This window comes from Arthrobacter sp. zg-Y916, from assembly GCF_020907385.1.
Lineage (GTDB): Bacteria > Actinomycetota > Actinomycetes > Actinomycetales > Micrococcaceae > Arthrobacter_B > Arthrobacter_B caoxuetaonis.
In genome coordinates, this window is sequence record NZ_JAJJOD010000011.1 from 246,539 (window position 1) to 261,120 (window position 14,582).

At 65.2% G+C, this 14,582-nt stretch carries 15 protein-coding genes; 11 read left to right on the forward strand and 4 right to left on the reverse strand.

From position 1 onward, the window contains the following. Positions 1-23 precede the first annotated feature (23 nt). Complete coding sequence (gene lhgO / locus LOC59_RS16340) at positions 24-1,253, reverse strand: L-2-hydroxyglutarate oxidase (protein ID WP_229973140.1); 1,230 nt, start codon at positions 1,251-1,253, stop codon at positions 24-26. Between the two features lie 48 nt (positions 1,254-1,301). Here lhgO and LOC59_RS16345 point away from each other — a divergent pair, with 48 nt between their 5' ends. Then, positions 1,302-2,012: a GntR family transcriptional regulator gene (locus LOC59_RS16345; RefSeq protein WP_229973142.1), complete on the forward strand. Its 711-nt coding sequence runs from the start codon at positions 1,302-1,304 to the stop codon at positions 2,010-2,012. A gap of 108 nt (positions 2,013-2,120) precedes the next feature. On the opposite strand, the gene poxB is transcribed toward LOC59_RS16345, so the two are convergent. Continuing rightward, complete coding sequence (poxB, locus tag LOC59_RS16350; RefSeq protein WP_229973151.1) at positions 2,121-3,839, reverse strand: ubiquinone-dependent pyruvate dehydrogenase; 1,719 nt, start codon at positions 3,837-3,839, stop codon at positions 2,121-2,123. A gap of 165 nt (positions 3,840-4,004) precedes the next feature. Here poxB and LOC59_RS16355 point away from each other — a divergent pair, with 165 nt between their 5' ends. From LOC59_RS16355 to LOC59_RS16365, 3 genes are read left to right on the forward strand one after another with little or no spacing between them, the layout of a single operon-like run. Further along, positions 4,005-4,712 (forward strand): histidine phosphatase family protein, encoded by a 708-nt coding sequence (locus tag LOC59_RS16355; RefSeq protein ID WP_229973153.1) that lies wholly within the window; start codon positions 4,005-4,007, stop codon positions 4,710-4,712. Positions 4,713-4,721: 9 nt separating this feature from the next. Further along, positions 4,722-5,285 (forward strand): DUF3090 family protein, encoded by a 564-nt coding sequence (locus LOC59_RS16360; RefSeq protein WP_227916936.1) that lies wholly within the window; start codon positions 4,722-4,724, stop codon positions 5,283-5,285. Beyond that, positions 5,285-6,052, forward strand: coding sequence for an SCO1664 family protein (locus LOC59_RS16365; RefSeq protein ID WP_229973155.1), 768 nt, complete (start codon positions 5,285-5,287; stop codon positions 6,050-6,052). Before LOC59_RS16360 ends, LOC59_RS16365 begins: the two co-directional genes overlap by 1 nt. 66 nt (positions 6,053-6,118) lie before the next feature. Here the strand turns inward: LOC59_RS16365 and LOC59_RS16710 are convergent, their stop codons facing one another. Further along, positions 6,119-6,247: a hypothetical protein gene (locus LOC59_RS16710; RefSeq protein WP_269440090.1), complete on the reverse strand. Its 129-nt coding sequence runs from the start codon at positions 6,245-6,247 to the stop codon at positions 6,119-6,121. Between the two features lie 307 nt (positions 6,248-6,554). Here LOC59_RS16710 and LOC59_RS16370 point away from each other — a divergent pair, with 307 nt between their 5' ends. Beyond that, positions 6,555-8,366, forward strand: a complete 1,812-nt coding sequence (locus LOC59_RS16370) for a hypothetical protein (protein ID WP_229973157.1) — start codon at positions 6,555-6,557, stop codon at positions 8,364-8,366. A 56-nt stretch (positions 8,367-8,422) separates the two neighbouring features. Beyond that, positions 8,423-8,629: a hypothetical protein gene (locus LOC59_RS16375; protein WP_227896322.1), complete on the forward strand. Its 207-nt coding sequence runs from the start codon at positions 8,423-8,425 to the stop codon at positions 8,627-8,629. Positions 8,630-8,656: 27 nt separating this feature from the next. Here LOC59_RS16375 and LOC59_RS16380 read toward each other — a convergent pair whose 3' ends face one another. Then, positions 8,657-9,115 carry a GyrI-like domain-containing protein gene (locus LOC59_RS16380; protein WP_229973159.1) on the reverse strand — a complete coding sequence of 153 codons (459 nt, stop codon included), beginning with the start codon at positions 9,113-9,115 and terminating at the stop codon, positions 8,657-8,659. Between the two features lie 307 nt (positions 9,116-9,422). On the opposite strand from LOC59_RS16380, the gene LOC59_RS16385 reads away from it, so the two are divergent. Genes LOC59_RS16385 through LOC59_RS16405 form a run of 5 tightly spaced genes read left to right on the forward strand, consistent with a single transcriptional unit; the run spans position 9,423 to position 14,542 of the window. Then, on the forward strand, positions 9,423-10,367 hold the full coding sequence (locus LOC59_RS16385; RefSeq protein WP_229973161.1) for a transporter substrate-binding domain-containing protein: 945 nt from the start codon (positions 9,423-9,425) through the stop codon (positions 10,365-10,367). Then, positions 10,364-11,329, forward strand: coding sequence for an amino acid ABC transporter permease (locus LOC59_RS16390; protein WP_229973162.1), 966 nt, complete (start codon positions 10,364-10,366; stop codon positions 11,327-11,329). Before LOC59_RS16385 ends, LOC59_RS16390 begins: the two co-directional genes overlap by 4 nt. Next, positions 11,326-12,168, forward strand: a complete 843-nt coding sequence (locus LOC59_RS16395; RefSeq protein ID WP_331460485.1) for an amino acid ABC transporter ATP-binding protein — start codon at positions 11,326-11,328, stop codon at positions 12,166-12,168. The genes LOC59_RS16390 and LOC59_RS16395 overlap by 4 nt, the downstream gene beginning before the upstream one ends. Further along, positions 12,165-13,301, forward strand: coding sequence for a CapA family protein (locus tag LOC59_RS16400; RefSeq protein ID WP_229973164.1), 1,137 nt, complete (start codon positions 12,165-12,167; stop codon positions 13,299-13,301). Before LOC59_RS16395 ends, LOC59_RS16400 begins: the two co-directional genes overlap by 4 nt. Further along, complete coding sequence (locus tag LOC59_RS16405; RefSeq protein ID WP_229973166.1) at positions 13,301-14,542, forward strand: CaiB/BaiF CoA transferase family protein; 1,242 nt, start codon at positions 13,301-13,303, stop codon at positions 14,540-14,542. Before LOC59_RS16400 ends, LOC59_RS16405 begins: the two co-directional genes overlap by 1 nt. The last annotated feature ends 40 nt before the right edge of the window (positions 14,543-14,582 follow it).

Here is a 14,582-nt window from a genome sequence, read left to right on the forward strand (position 1 = left end):
GATGGATCCGGCGTTGAGCGGAATTAGCCGGCGGGCGGGGCGCTGGTCAGCGAGTGCTCCTGGATGGCGGCGTCGACGATGTGTTCGGCGATGGCCAGGGACGAGGTCGCCCCAGGAGAAGGCGCGTTGCGGATATGGGTGACGCGGCCCTGATGCTGGATGACGAAGTCGTCCACGAGTGCACCGTCCCGGGTCATGGCCTGCGCCCGGATCCCGCGCGTTGCACGGGTGGCATCGGCGTCGGCCAGGGACGGCACATACTTCTGGGCCTCGCGCAGGAACCGTCCCTTGGAAACCACCGACTGGATCTCCCGCACGGCCGTGGGCAGGTTGCGGGCGGCAAACTTCCAGAAGCCGGGGTTCGCGGCTACCTCGAGGCTGTCCTTGGGGTTGATGCCCAGGCCCCGGTAGATCTCCCGCGAGAAAGACAGGAAGGCGTTGGGGCCGACCATCATTTCCCCATCGATGCGCTTGGTGAGATGGACGCCCAGGAAGGGGTACTTCGGATCCGGAACCGGATAGATCAGCCCCTTCACATGCTGGCGGTAGGCGGCCTCGAGCACGAAGTACTGTCCGAAGAAGGGCACGATGCTGGGCTCGTCGGCCGCGTCCGAGGCCTTCGCCAAGCGGTCGGACTGCAGCCCGGAGCACACCACCACCAGGTCGAATGCCTGCTCGCCGGCGCGGGTGTGCACCGTGGCTCCCGAGGCGGTGTTGGTGACCCGGAGTACCTCGGTGCCCATCCGTACGGTTCCGCCGGCAGCGGTCACTTCGTCCACGAGGGCCCGGGTCACCTTGGCGTAGTCGACGATGGCGGTGTGCGGGGAGTGCAGGGCCGCCCGGCCCACAGCGTTGGGTTCGATCTCCCGGATGCCTGCCTGGTCCAGCAGCCGCACTCCCGGCACGCCGTTGGCCGTTGCCCGCGCATAGATGTCCTGCAGCCTCCGCTCCTCCACCTCATCGAGGGCGACGACGATCTTTCCGCACTCCTCATAGGGCAGCTCATGCTTGGTGCAGAACTCCTGCAGCAGGGTGACGCCCCGCCGGCACAGGCGTGCCTTCAAGCCGCCCGGCTCGTAGTAGAGCCCTGCGTGGACGACCCCCGAGTTGTGGCCGGTCTGGTGTGCGGCTGGCTCGGCTTCCTTCTCGAACACGGTCACGGCCGAGCCCGGGAACCGCAGCGTAAGTTCACGGGCGACGGCGGCGCCGATAATTCCTGCGCCCACCACGGCGAATGACTGATTGTTGGGCACTGGTACCTACCTCGTTGGGGGAGTGAAACGGAATGACATACTGATGTCGTGGAAAACGTTCGCCGGACCAGCAACCTGACCGATCAAGCGTTCGAACAGTTGCGGAAAGCGATCGTTTCGGGGCACCTCAAGCCCGGGGAGCTCTACACCGCCGGGCAGCTGGGCGAGCAGATTGGTGTCTCGCGCACCCCTGTCCGCGAAGCCCTGCTCGAGCTCTCCCGCCTGGGGCTGGTCGAGATCGAGAAGAACCGCGGCATGCGGGTGGTGTCCACCAGCATTGAGGGACTCATCCAGGGCTTCGAAGTGCGGCTGATGCTGGAGGTTCCGCTGGCCCGCAGGGCCACCGAGCTGCAGGACCATGCGACGCTCGCCGCCGTGAAGGACACCTTTGGGCAGTTCCACGAGGCTGCGGCAACCAACGACGCCGAGGCCACTCTTCGCGCCGACCGGGATTTCCACCGAACGCTCCTGCTGGGCAGCCGCAACATCAAAGCTGTCGAGATCCTGCAGGAGCAGCGCAACCTGGTGCTGATGGGCGGTGTGGGAACGGTGCCCACCTCGCGGACCGCCCTCGAGTGCTTCGAGGACCACCGGGACATTTATGACGCCTTCATCCAGGGCGACGTCGACGGGGTCGGCCGCGCGATGGCCCGCCACATCACCCATACGGCCCAGATCCTGATCGCCCAGGAGACCCAGAGCCGGCCGGAGTTCGCCGAAGTCGACGCCGCGCGGCGGCTGGACTGGCTGACGCACTGACCGCCTCCTCAGGTGTGATCCATTCGACACCTGCTGGTGACTCCGGCAACACTACAAAGGTTGCATGCAACATTCAACTTGAGGTTAAGGCGGCACCGTGAAGAGAGCTCAGAGCAGCTGGCGGGCGTTCGCTTTGGCGAGGTCAATGAGTTCGCGGCCGTTTCCCGCGAGTACCGTGCGCAGCGCGTAGATCGCAAAGCCCGTAGCCTGCTTTACCTCGATTTTCGGCGGCATGGACAGTTCCTGCCGCTCCACCGCCACTGAAACGAGCGCGGGACCGCCATACGCAAACGCCCGGCGCAGGGCGCCCTCAAGGTCCTCGGGTCGGGCCACGCTCTCGCCGTGCATCCCCACAGCCTGCGCGACGGCGCCGAAGTCGGGGTTCTCGAGCCCGGTGCCGAAATTGACGATGCCCGCTGCCTTCATCTCCACCTCGACGAAGCTGAGTGCCGCGTTGTCGAACACCACGATCTTGATCGGCAGCTTATGCTGCACCGCAGTCAGCAGCTCACCGAGCATCATCGCGAGGCCGCCGTCCCCGGCCAGGACCACCACCTGCCGGTTCCGGTCCACCGCCTGGACGCCGAGGCCAAGCGGTGTCGCCGCCGCCATGGTGCCGTGCCAGAAGGAGCCGATCAGCCGCCGTCGCCGTCCAATATGCAGGTGACGGGACGCCCAGATGACCGGAGTGCCGACGTCGGGCAGGAAGACCGCGTCGTCGTCAGCGAGTTGGTCGATCAGGTGCGTCAGGTGCTGCGGATGGATGGTGCCCGGTCCCTGCTTCTCCAGGTCATCGAGCTGGGCCCGGGTGCGCCGGTAGTGGTCCAGCGACTTCTCCAGGTGGGTGCGCTGCTGCTTGCGTTCAAGCAGCGGCAGCAGCGCTGCCGCCGTTTCGCGCACGCCGCCGACCATGCCCTGGGTGAGCGGCACCCGCCGGCCGAGCTGCTCGCCCCGGATGTCGATCTGCAGGATCTTCGCCTTCTCCGGGTAGAACTGCTGGTACGGGAAATCGGTACCGAGCATCAGCAGCGCGTCGCAGTCCTCCATGGCCCGGTAACCGGACGCGAAGCCCAGAAGGCCGGTCATGCCGACGTCGAACGGGTTGTCCCACTCAATGAATTCCTTGCCGCGGAGGGCGTGCACGATAGGCGCCCCCAGGGCGTCCGCGAGCGCGAGCACCTCCTCGCGTGCGCCCTCCACGCCCCCTCCGGCGAGGATCGTCACGTTCCCGCAGGAGTTCAGTGTGGCGGCTGCTTCCTGCAGCTCTGCCGGGGACGGCACGATCACCGGGTCGGTGCGGCGCACCGTGAAGACGCGCTCGTCCACGGCGTCCTGGAGGGCAGCGTCGCCCGCGATCACGAGGACGGCGACTCCCCGCTTTTCGATGGCGGTCCGCATGGCGATCTCCAGCAGCCGGGGCATCTGCTCAGGGCTCAGCACCATCTCACAAAAAACGGTGCAGTCCCGGAACAGCTCGGTGGGCCGGGTCTCCTGGAAGTACTGGCTGCCGATTTCGTCGGTGGGGATGTGCGAGGCGATCGCGAGCACGGGAACCCGGCTGCGGTGCGCGTCGTAGAGTCCGTTGATGAGGTGCATGTTGCCGGGCCCGCAGCTGCCCGCGCACACCGCGAGATCACCCGTCACTGCGGCTTCTCCGGCGGCAGCGAGCGCAGCCTCCTCCTCATGCCGGGCAAGCATCCACTCGATGCCCTTCTCCCGGCGGATCGCCTCGGTCACCGCGTTCAAGGAGTCACCCGGAACACCCCAGATCCGCTGGATCCCATTGGCTGCGAGGTTGCGGACAATGGTTTCGGCGATGGTGGCCATGGTGCTCCTCAGGTAGCGGACTCGGTTAACGGACTCTGTTCGGCTCTCAGCGGAGGCATCAGTGTAGGGGCGGGGATCGGGCAGTGCCAGAGTGCAACTGGATGGGACAAGAGTCCGCGTCATTAGCGTTCCCGCTGGGATCAGGCAGGGAACTACGCTGGGGACATGGCAACAGTAATCCTCGTGCGGCACGGCCGCACCACAGCGAATGCCTCCGGCCTGCTGGCCGGCCGGACCCCCGGCGTCAGCCTCGATGAAGTCGGCCGGAACCAGGCGGACGCAACCGGGAAACGGCTCGCCGTCGTGCCCCTGGTCGGTGTGGTGTCCAGTCCGCTCGAGCGCTGCCGCCAGACCGCGCAGTTCATCCTCGACCGCCAGCCGGGCACCCCGCACGCACCGGTCGACGCCGACCTCACCGAATGCGACTACGGCCAGTGGCAGGGCCGCACCCTCGCGGACCTGGCGAAGGAAGAGCTGTGGAAGGTGGTGCAAATGCAGCCCTCCGCCGTCGTGTTCCCCGGCGGTGAGTCCATGGCCGCGATGCAGGCCCGCTCCGTTGCAGCGGTCCGGCAGCACGACGCCGCGTTCGAAGCCGAGCACGGTCCAGGTGCCGTGTGGGTGGCCGTCAGCCACGGTGACATCATCAAGTCGGTCCTGGCCGACGCGCTCGGCATGCACCTGGATCTGTTCCAGCGCATCGACGTCGGGCCCGCGTCCGTGTCGATCGTGCGCTACGGCCCGGGGCGTCCAACCGTCCACGCCACCAATACCGACGCCGGAGACCTCTCCTGGCTGGCTGCCGTCCACGAACAGGACGATGCGCCGGTCGGCGGTGGCGCAGGACACGCAGCGCCACACGCCCAAGGAGCCTAAAGTAGTCCTATGCCTACCACCGTTCACGATTTCGACTGGCCGGACCGCGTAGTCGTCGGCACTGTCGGCGTCCCCGGTCAGCGCACGTTCTACCTGCAGGCGCGGGCGGGCAAGCAGCTCATCAGCATTTCAATGGAGAAGCTGCAGGCGGACCAGCTCGCCGAGAAGATCGATGAGATCCTCGACCAGCTGATGACCATCGACGGCAACCCCTTCCACATTCCCCCGAACACTCCCCTCGAGCTCGTCGACAATGACGATCTGGAGACTGTGGAGGAACAGTTCCGGGCCGGCGTGATGAGCCTGGGCTGGGATCCGACGACGGCGCAGGTCGTCATCGAGGCCTACCCCCTCGAGGAAGTGGATGAGGACGACGACGGGCTCCTCGAGGACGAAGACGACGCCGACGCCGCCGATGCCGCCGAGGTGCTGCGGGTGCGGATGCCGGTGGGAACCGCGCGCGCCTTCGCGAAGCGCACTCGGGAAGTGGTGGGCGCCGGGCGTCCGATCTGCGTGATCTGCGGTGAGCCGATCGACGACGACGGCCACACCTGCGCTCTGCCTGACGCCTGATGCCGGGCCCGGACCTGCTCACCGATGAGCTGACACTCACCGGGCGGATTACGACGGCGTCGAACGCCACTTTCCTGGGCAGCATCGGCGACTCGGCGGTCGTCTACAAACCCCTTGCGGGCGAGAAACCCCTGTGGGACTTTCCCGACGGCTGCCTGGCGCACCGCGAAGTTGCTGCGTATCTGGTGTCCGAGGCCCTGGGCTGGAACATTGTGCCGCGCACCTGGCTGCGGGACGGTCCGCTGGGCGTTGGTATGGTCCAGCTCTGGCAGGAGACCGACCCGGAGCAAGCTGCGGTGGATCTCGTGTCTGTGGAGGACGTGCCGGAGTCCGGGTGGAAACTCGCGCTCGAGGGCGAGGACCAGGCCGGGCGGATTGTCGCCCTCATTCACGAAGACACCCCTGCGCTGCGGCGGATGGCGGTGTTCGACGTCGTCGTCAACAATGCCGACCGCAAAGGCGACCACGTCCTTCCCATGGCCGATGGGCACCGGTACGGCGTGGACCACGGGGTCACTCTCCACGCCGAGCACAAGCTGCGGACCGTGCTGTGGGGCTGGATCGGTGAACCTTTGAGCGCCGAGGAGCTTGAGGGTGTTGACCGGGTTCTCGCTGCCTTGGACGGTGAGCTGGGCGCGAAGCTGGCTGAACTGCTGACCGCTGAGGAGATCGAGGCGCTTGCCGCGCGCTGCGCCCGGCTGCGGTCGACGGCGGTGTTCCCGGGCCCGCGCGGCGGGATGCCTGCGGTGCCCTGGCCGCTGTTCTAGACCTCGCACCGCAGGCTCACTTGCCGGTGTGGGGTGGTTCATGCGCTACGGAAGGGCGGGACCTCCTTAGGGTTCATAAGGGGCTAGAGCGACTACCAGCCAAAGAACAGCGGCCAGCACCACTCCCTGCCATATCAGCGCCGGAATGATGTACAGGCGGGCCACGCCCGAGACCAGGTTCCCGCTGACGCCCACGCCCGCCCGCTCGCCATGGTCTCGGCCCTGCTGACCATCGTCCGCAAGCCCCCTCGGCGTCCGTGAGGAAGCGATCCTCGAGCGTACCCCACGCGTCCTGGACCGGGGCGAGGACGCCCGCCATAGGGCCATCGCTGACAACCCTTGTAGTCCCGCTACCCCATCCCTACGATGACGGCATGGCTGCGCTGGTCATGGAGGATTCATCGCTCCTGGATCTGCACCCATGTAGGTACGTCTTTCGCCTATAAAAACACCCACGAGGTGGACTGCTAGTTGAAACCGCTCTGAAGCTCAGGGGTTCAGCATGACCACATCACGACCACTTGCCGTTCTGCGAGTGAAGTTCAAGGACCGGGTCAATACGCAACCGAGTTGGACAGACTTCGTATACGACCAGTGCTTTCTACCGCGCCATCCTCTGGGGCTCGCCGACTATTGGGAGAGCACCACATTCAACTTCCTCGACCTATCCGGCAGCCGGGTTTTCCCGTGGATCACCATTGATATGGACTTGCCCACCGCGTGGGTGGACCGGCATGACATCATCCCCAAGGCAGTGCAGGCGGCGAGAGACGCTGGGCATGACTTGACGCCGTACTTCGGCATCGTAGTTTTCGCTATTCCGAACTCCGTGAGTCCGACTCTCGATACTGGAGGCGCATCCTTTTACACGATTGACGTCGGAGACGGCATTGGGCGCTGTGGCTGTCTACTCACCGAGGACACGGACCACGACTTCTACGCGCATGAAGTCGGTCATGCATTGGGGCTTCACCACAGTTTCTCGGAGACCGCCTTCTATACGCCTGACAATGGTCTGGCACGGGTATACGGTGATCCTTCCGACATTATGTCCGGTCGCCTCTCTCTCTGGTCTGCGGCTGCCGACCCAGCTTTCCCGGTTCCCGGCACGTACCTAGCGAGAATGGGAACTCGGGCTTCCGGCGCGACGATGTACTGCCAGGTTCCCGGGTTTGATACCAGTGCCTATGTCTACCGGCGAGGCGCTTCGGTTCAGCCCCAACCGGAGACCCTCCGGCTGCATGCGTTGGATACTGGGCGGAAGCCCTGCCTGGTGGCAGTTGACTACCCGAACCTCGGCAAGACGACGTACACGCTGGAGTATCGCCGACGCAGTGCGGGGTGGTGGGATAGTTCCGTGCCTGAGGGAGTGACGATTCACACCATCGACGTCGATCTACCCTCCGGGATGAGCCGGTCGGTTTACAGGACCGTCATACCGGTGCCGCTAATCTCCTCGCAGCGTTGGTGGCGTGATCCGCATGAAAACCTTGCCGTTGTAGTGGAGGCAGTGGCCGACGACGGATCATGGGTGGACGTGACTATTGGGGGAGCAGGGCTAGTTGGCAGGGAAGCCAGCATTCGCGTTAGCAACTACATGTGGGAGCGCGAAGAGGGAGAACGCGGCTTTGACCGTGTTCCCGTCCCACCGGGCTGCACCCCTGTCGAGACCGAGTGGTACACGGAAATGCGCACCAACACCGTGACGCTCGAAGCTGACGCCATCGGGTATAAGGATCCGGAATTCTCCTACGTCATCAATGGTGTGCCCATACAGCCTGGAAAGCCGGATGCACAGGTGACTGCACTCAGCAGATATCCGACCGGAACCGGGACCACGTCGTCAATCCGGCAGGCCAGTCTGTCCGTCAATTTGAACGGCGCCCGACTTGCAATCACGACCGACCCTACTGATGGGAACTACACGCTCCATGTCACCGTGGAAGTCAACGAGAAGAACGCCGGCGGTAATTTGAGCCTAACCATGGCCACGATGCCGGTGCCTGTCGTCGGTATGCGGATCCAATATGAGCAGAAATACTATGACGCTGTAGAGGCTTGCGTGCGCACCTACAAGGACATTGGGAAACGATTCTCTGAGAGCCAGAATCCGGCTTTCAGTATCGTTGTGGACCCACCTAGGGGAATTGCTGCAATTAGTCGATTGGCACGCTTGTTTGAGGATGCTCACAGGGAGGTCTCTGATCGGTTTTTGCTCGCGGCGGAGGTACTGGACGCCGGCAGTGGTGCCGCCGATCAGTTCTTATCGTCCTTAGGACCGAAGTCCGGGGAAAACCGGCAACGAAATAAATGATCCGCTAGGATGTGACACCCGGCATGCACTATTAGGCCACAACAAAAGGATCATTGATGCATAACAAATCGAACCGGGTATTCATCAGCTTGTTGCTCGCAATGTCGCTGGCAGCAGCAGCTCTCATCCTGAATATTCCGGCACTTTTCGACTCGCCCGGCCCAGGTCAGCTCTGGCTCGCCGCAGTGCTGGGAATCCTTACTGCTGCCCTGGGAACGGCCGTCGTCCTCCTCCGGCCGCAGCGCCGGGGTAGGGGCGCCTAGCCCGCACCCTGCCCCAGGCTCCCGGAATCAATCGACCGGCCAGCAGATTTGGGTGCGCGCATTCTCCGGGCTCTGCTCGGTTTCCGGATCAGCGAGGTAGTTCTCCCACATCACCGCACTGGGCTTGAGCTTGTGCTCCACGAAGAAGCTCTCAACATCCGCGTAGGTGCTTGCCAGGGTATCGAACGGCCCGATGTGAGTCGCCTCGACAACCCTGCCGGCGGGCAGTTCTCCTGGCACGACGTTGCCGGCAGGTTCGATGGCGCCAGCAACGGGGAATCCAGCTTCGACGTCGACCTGGACCCCGGGCTGCCCGTAGTACTTGCCGAACGGCGGACCCACAGGTTGCACACCCTGTTTCTGCAGAACAGCCATGGTGTCTGAGAACGCGTGCGAGAAGAAGTCGGCCAGTTCGGCCATCGCCACCTGCGCGCGGATGGCCGCCGTCGCCTGCTCTGGGTGTTCAGTGATCCGAATGTGGGTCATGCTTTCCACGCTAACCGTCCCGAGGGGTGCCGGATAGGAGAAGACCGATCCCGACCGTCATCGAGCGGATACGGCAGTTCGTCCGGCAACGGCGTCGTGACGGAAGGTGCCTCAGCCTCCGACGACGGACACGCGGCAGTTGCCAACCCGCGCTCCTCGGGGCGCTCCAACTCGTGGACAAACTCCCGCCGCACTGCCGTGAGAGCTCCGTCGTCATTGAGCAAATTACTTCGTGATTAATATCAAGCCGCATGATATTCTCATCGAATATTTGATCCGTGATGCAGCTCACACTCAGGAGATCACCATGAAGCTCAACCGTTTCAGCACCGTCGCCGTTGCCGGCGCTGCCCTGCTCGCCCTGGCGTCCTGTTCGGCGGCAGGCGGCGACAGCGACAGCGAACCTACAGCCAGCCAAGGCAGCAGTGTTGCTGCGGGCGAGGTCAACACCGAAGCGCCGGTCTATGACCAGCTGCCGGAAGCCATCAAGTCCGCAGGCGTCATCAACATCGCCGGAGACACTCACCCGCCGTACCGGACGCTCCAGCAGAATGGCGACATCACCGGTATTGACCCGGACATCCAGGCCGCTCTCTCCGAGCAGCTGGGCGTCCCGTTTGCCGTCCAGACAGCGTCCGGCCTGGATGCCATGCTCACGGGAATGCTCTCCGGCCGCTACGACGCCTTCAACGGCCCGACCCGCACCACGCTCGAGCGGGAGGCTGACTTCGACGCCGTCGTCTGGATGACCACCCGCACCTCATACCTCTACCTTGCGGAACGGAAGGACGATCTCGATGCTCCCGAGGATCTCTGCGGCGCCCGCGTAGCCGGGGTCACCGGATCAGTGACCGAGAGCCAGCTGGAGCGTTATGCCGAATGGTGCGCTGAAAAGGGACTTGATGCCCCCGAGTTCGTAGGCCTCAAGGACACCAACTCCACCATTCTCGCTGTCCAGTCCGACCGCGCGGACTACGCGGGCACCACGCAGACCGCCGCGCTCGACGTGCAGTCAAAGGACGAGGGCACTTTCGAGTTCCTGGTGCAGACCGACGAGCAGGGAGCCGGCGTGGACCAGCTCGCACTGTTTATGCCGAAGGACAACGAACTCGCACCGGCCATGCTTGCCGCCTTCGAGGGCATCTTCGAGAACGGCGAATATGACCGGATCATGTCCGAGTGGAAGCTTGACGACGTCACGGTGGAGAGCCCCACGCTGAACCCAATGACCGCGGGTGAGTCCGGCAAATGAGCATAACGGACACCCCCATGTCCTCCGGACCGGCCGTGCGCTCCAACGCCGTGGACGTGGCGCAGGCCCGTCCACGGATCAGGCCGCTGCGCATTCTGGGCACTGCCCTGCTCCTGTTGGTCGCCGGCGGCATCCTGTACTTCCTCATCACCAATAAGCGCTTCGAATGGCCTGTGGTGGCTGAGTACCTTTTCGCTCCCAGCGTGCTGCTCGGTTTGGTGACCAGCGTCCTGCTGATGGTGGTCACCATGGTGATCGGCACACTGCTGGGCACCCTGCTGGCCGCAGGACAGCTGAGCGACTACTGGCCCGTCCGCGTGGCATGCATGGCCTTTGTGGGCTTCTTCCGGGGTGTCCCTCCGCTGGTCCAGCTGATCTTCTGGTTCAACCTCGCCTACCTGGTCCCCCGCATCGCAGTGGGGGTGCCGTTCGGCCCTGAGTTCTTCAGCTGGTCCACCAACGACCTCATCACGCCGCTGACAGCCGCCATCATCGGCCTCTCGCTGCACGAGGCCGCCTACATGGCGGAGATCATCCGCGCGGGCATCCTGTCCGTGGACCAGGGACAGCACGACGCCGCGTCCGCCATGGGCTTCAGCCGCTGGCACTCCTTTACCCGGATTGTGATGCCGCAGGCCATGCGCGTGATCATTCCGCCGACCGGCTCCCAGATCATCGCCACCTTGAAGGGCACGTCCCTGGTAAGCGTGATCGCCATGGGTGACCTGCTGCACGCCGTCCAGGTCATCTACAACCGCACCTATGACGTGGTTCCCATGCTGGTCGTGGCCGTGATCTGGTACCTCGTGGCCGTCACGATCCTGACCTTCTTCCAGCGCCGCGTCGAGGAGTATTACGGCCGCGGTGCCACCCGCCACGCGCCCAAGGCAACCGCCAGTTCCAAGCCCGTCGCCGACGGCGCCGGTACTACTGCCGCGATCCGGACCCAGGAGAACCAATGATGAACACCGCACAGTCCTCGAACGGGGCAGGTACCGCGGGCACGGCACCAGCGACGGCGACCCGTCCCGTCCTCGAGGTAGTAGGCCTGCGCAAGCGCTTTGGCGACCACACAGCCTTGGACGGCATCGACCTCACCGTCAACGAGGGCGAGGTAGTCGCCGTTCTTGGCCCCTCGGGCTCGGGCAAATCAACCCTCGTTCGCTGCCTGGACCAGCTGGAAACCATCGACGGCGGAGCCATGTACCTGGACGGAGAGCTGCTCGGCTTTGAACAGGGAAAGGTCCTGCGCCCGCTGACCGATGCCGGCGTCCGGGCCCAGCGCCGCCGCATGAGCATGGTGTTCCAGCAGTTCAACCTGTTTCCGCACTGGACCGTGCTGCGCAACGTCACCGAGGCCCCCATCGCCGTCCACGGCGTTGCCCCGGCCAAAGCCAAGGCGCAGGCACTGGACCTGCTGGAGAAAGTGGGCCTTTCGGACAAGGCCACCGCGTACCCCCGGCAGCTTTCCGGCGGCCAGCAGCAGCGCGTTGCCATCGCCCGTGCGGTCGCCGTCGAACCGCGCGTCCTGCTCTTCGACGAACCGACCAGCGCCCTGGACCCGGAACTGATCGACGAAGTACTGCAGACCATGAAATCCCTGGCCGCCTCGGGGCGGACCATGGTGGTGGTCACCCATGAGATGGAGTTCGCCCGCGAAGTCGCGGACCGCTGCGTGTTCATGGCCGAAGGCCGGGTCATCGAAGACCAGCCGGCTGAGGCATTCTTCCGCAACCCGCAGACTGACCGGCTGCGTTCCTTCCTCGCCCGCTCGATGCGCCGGAACGACGAGCAGCAGTGACAGCTACTACCCTGATGGCCACCGGGGATCTGGTCCTGGAACGGAAAGACGCCACATCCCTCTTCAGCGCCGTTGCCCCAGTGCTGGCCGAAGCAGATATTGTCATCGGCCACCTCGAGGTCCCGCACACCAACTCCACCACCACGGCGTCCGCGGACGTGCCCGCACTGCCGGCACCGCCGTCGGCCCTCGACGCTGTGGCCGCCGCCGGATTCGACGTCCTCACCCTGGCCGGGAACCACGTGTACGACTTCGGCGAAGCCGGAATCGAGGACACCCGGCGGCACTGCCGCGACCGGGGCATGTCCACCACCGGCGCCGGACGCAACCTCGAGGAAGCATGGGAACCGTCGGTTGTTGAGCACGCCGGCCGGCAGGTCATCGTGCTCAGCGTCAACTGCGTGGGACCCAGGGAATCCTGGGCCGGCAGCTCGAAGGCGGGCTGCGCCTGGGTAGAGGTCGTCACGCACTATGAGCCCCGGGGTGCGAACCCCGGAGGCCCGCCGCGTACCTACACTTTCGCCGAACCGAGGTCCCTGGCCGCTTTCACCGAACAGGTGGCAAGCCATGCGCGCCAGGGTGCCGCCGTCGTCGTCGCCCTGCACCAGGGGCTTGTCCACCAGCCGGTGGAGATAGCGCAGTACCAGTACGAAATCGCCCACGCAGCAATCGACGCCGGAGCTGTGGCGGTGCTGGCCCACCACGCCCACATCCTCAAGGGTGTGGAGGCCTACCGCGGCCGCCCGATCTTCCACGGGCTCGGCAACTTCGCCACCGTAACGCGGGCGCTGGGCGGAGCACCGGGCGATTCGCCCGAGCGGCGGGCCTGGGCCCGCGAAAGGACCCGGCTGTTCGGCTTCCAGCCGGATCCCGCCATGCCTGATTACCCGTTCCACCCCGAGAGCCGGAACACCCTGATCGCCGTCATCACCTTGGGACCCGACGGGCGCGTAGGCGCCGAGGTCATTCCCTGCTGGATCGACGACGACGCCCGGCCGGTTCCGCTGACCCGCGCCGACGGCGGGGAACAGGTGGGCGACTACATAAAGAGCATTACCCGGGAAGCCGGTCTGGACACTGTCCTGAACTGGGCAGGAGACCGGCTGACCGTTCACTTGAAGGAGACACCCTGATGAGCACTGAGACTAAACCGCTGGCAGGCAAGACGGTTATTGACCTGACGACGGCGCTGGCCGGGCCCTACGCCACCCTGCTGCTTGCCGGGCTGGGCGCCCGCGTCATCAAGGTGGAGAACCCCACCCGCGGCGGGGACTCCTCGCGCAACAACTCCCCCTACGTCACCGCCCAGGGCCTCAACGTCCGCCGGACGTCGGTAGACGACATGTCTGTCTCGATGATGCTCCGCGGCCGGGGCAAGGAGTCGGTGACGCTGAACCTGAAGCACCCGGAGAGCAAGCAGGTATTGTTCGACCTCATCGCCGAGGCGGACATCGTGGTGGAGAACTACAGCTCCGGTGTGACCAAGCGCCTCGGGATCGACTATGCGAGCGTGCGCCACCTCAACGAGAAACTCGTCTATACCTCCATCAGCGGTTTCGGCGCCGGCACGGAGAACGGGGACCGGAAGGCGATGGACACAATCGTCCAGGCGCTTAGCGGCGTCATGATGACTGCCGGTGAACCCGGGCAGCCGCCGGTGCGCTTTGGCCTGCCGATCGGCGACCTGTCCGCTCCGCTCTTCGCGGTCATCGGCACCCTGAGCGCTTTGCTGCAGGCCGAGCACACCGGCCAGGGACAGCACGTGGACGTGTCGATGCTCGGAGCACTGACCTCGATGGTGGCCTGCGAACCCTTTGACGCCCTTGAATCCGTGGGCTTCCCGCTGCGCACCGGCGCCTACGTTCCCCGCCTGGCACCGTTCGGCACGTTCCGCGCGGCCGACGGGTACTTCGCGATCTGCGCACCCACGGACCAGTTTGCTGCGGGCGTCCTCAACGCAATCGAGAGGGCGGATCTGCTGGACTCCGAGGATTTCGGCTCCCGTGATGCCCGGGTGGCCAACGCAGACCGCCTCCACGGGATTATCGCCGGGTGGGCCGCCGAGAAACCCCTGTCCGAGGTGCTGGAAGCACTCACTTCCAACGGCGCTCCTGCGGCACCGGTCCGGACCACGGCCGAAGCCGTCCGCGACCCGCTGGTGCTCTCCCGGGGTGAGGTTGTCCCGCTGGTCCATCCCAAGTTCGGCCACTTCGACGGACTCCTCGGGTCGGGCCTGCCCATGGTCCTTTCCGGCAGCCGGACCACGCTGGACGCTCCGGCACCGTACCTGGGCGAGCACACGGACGTGGTCCTGAAGTCCCTGGGCTATGACTCCGACCGGATCGAGAACCTGCGCTCCGCGGGTGTGTTGTGACGACACAGTCTGGAACGGCACCCGCTGATCCGGCGCCCCG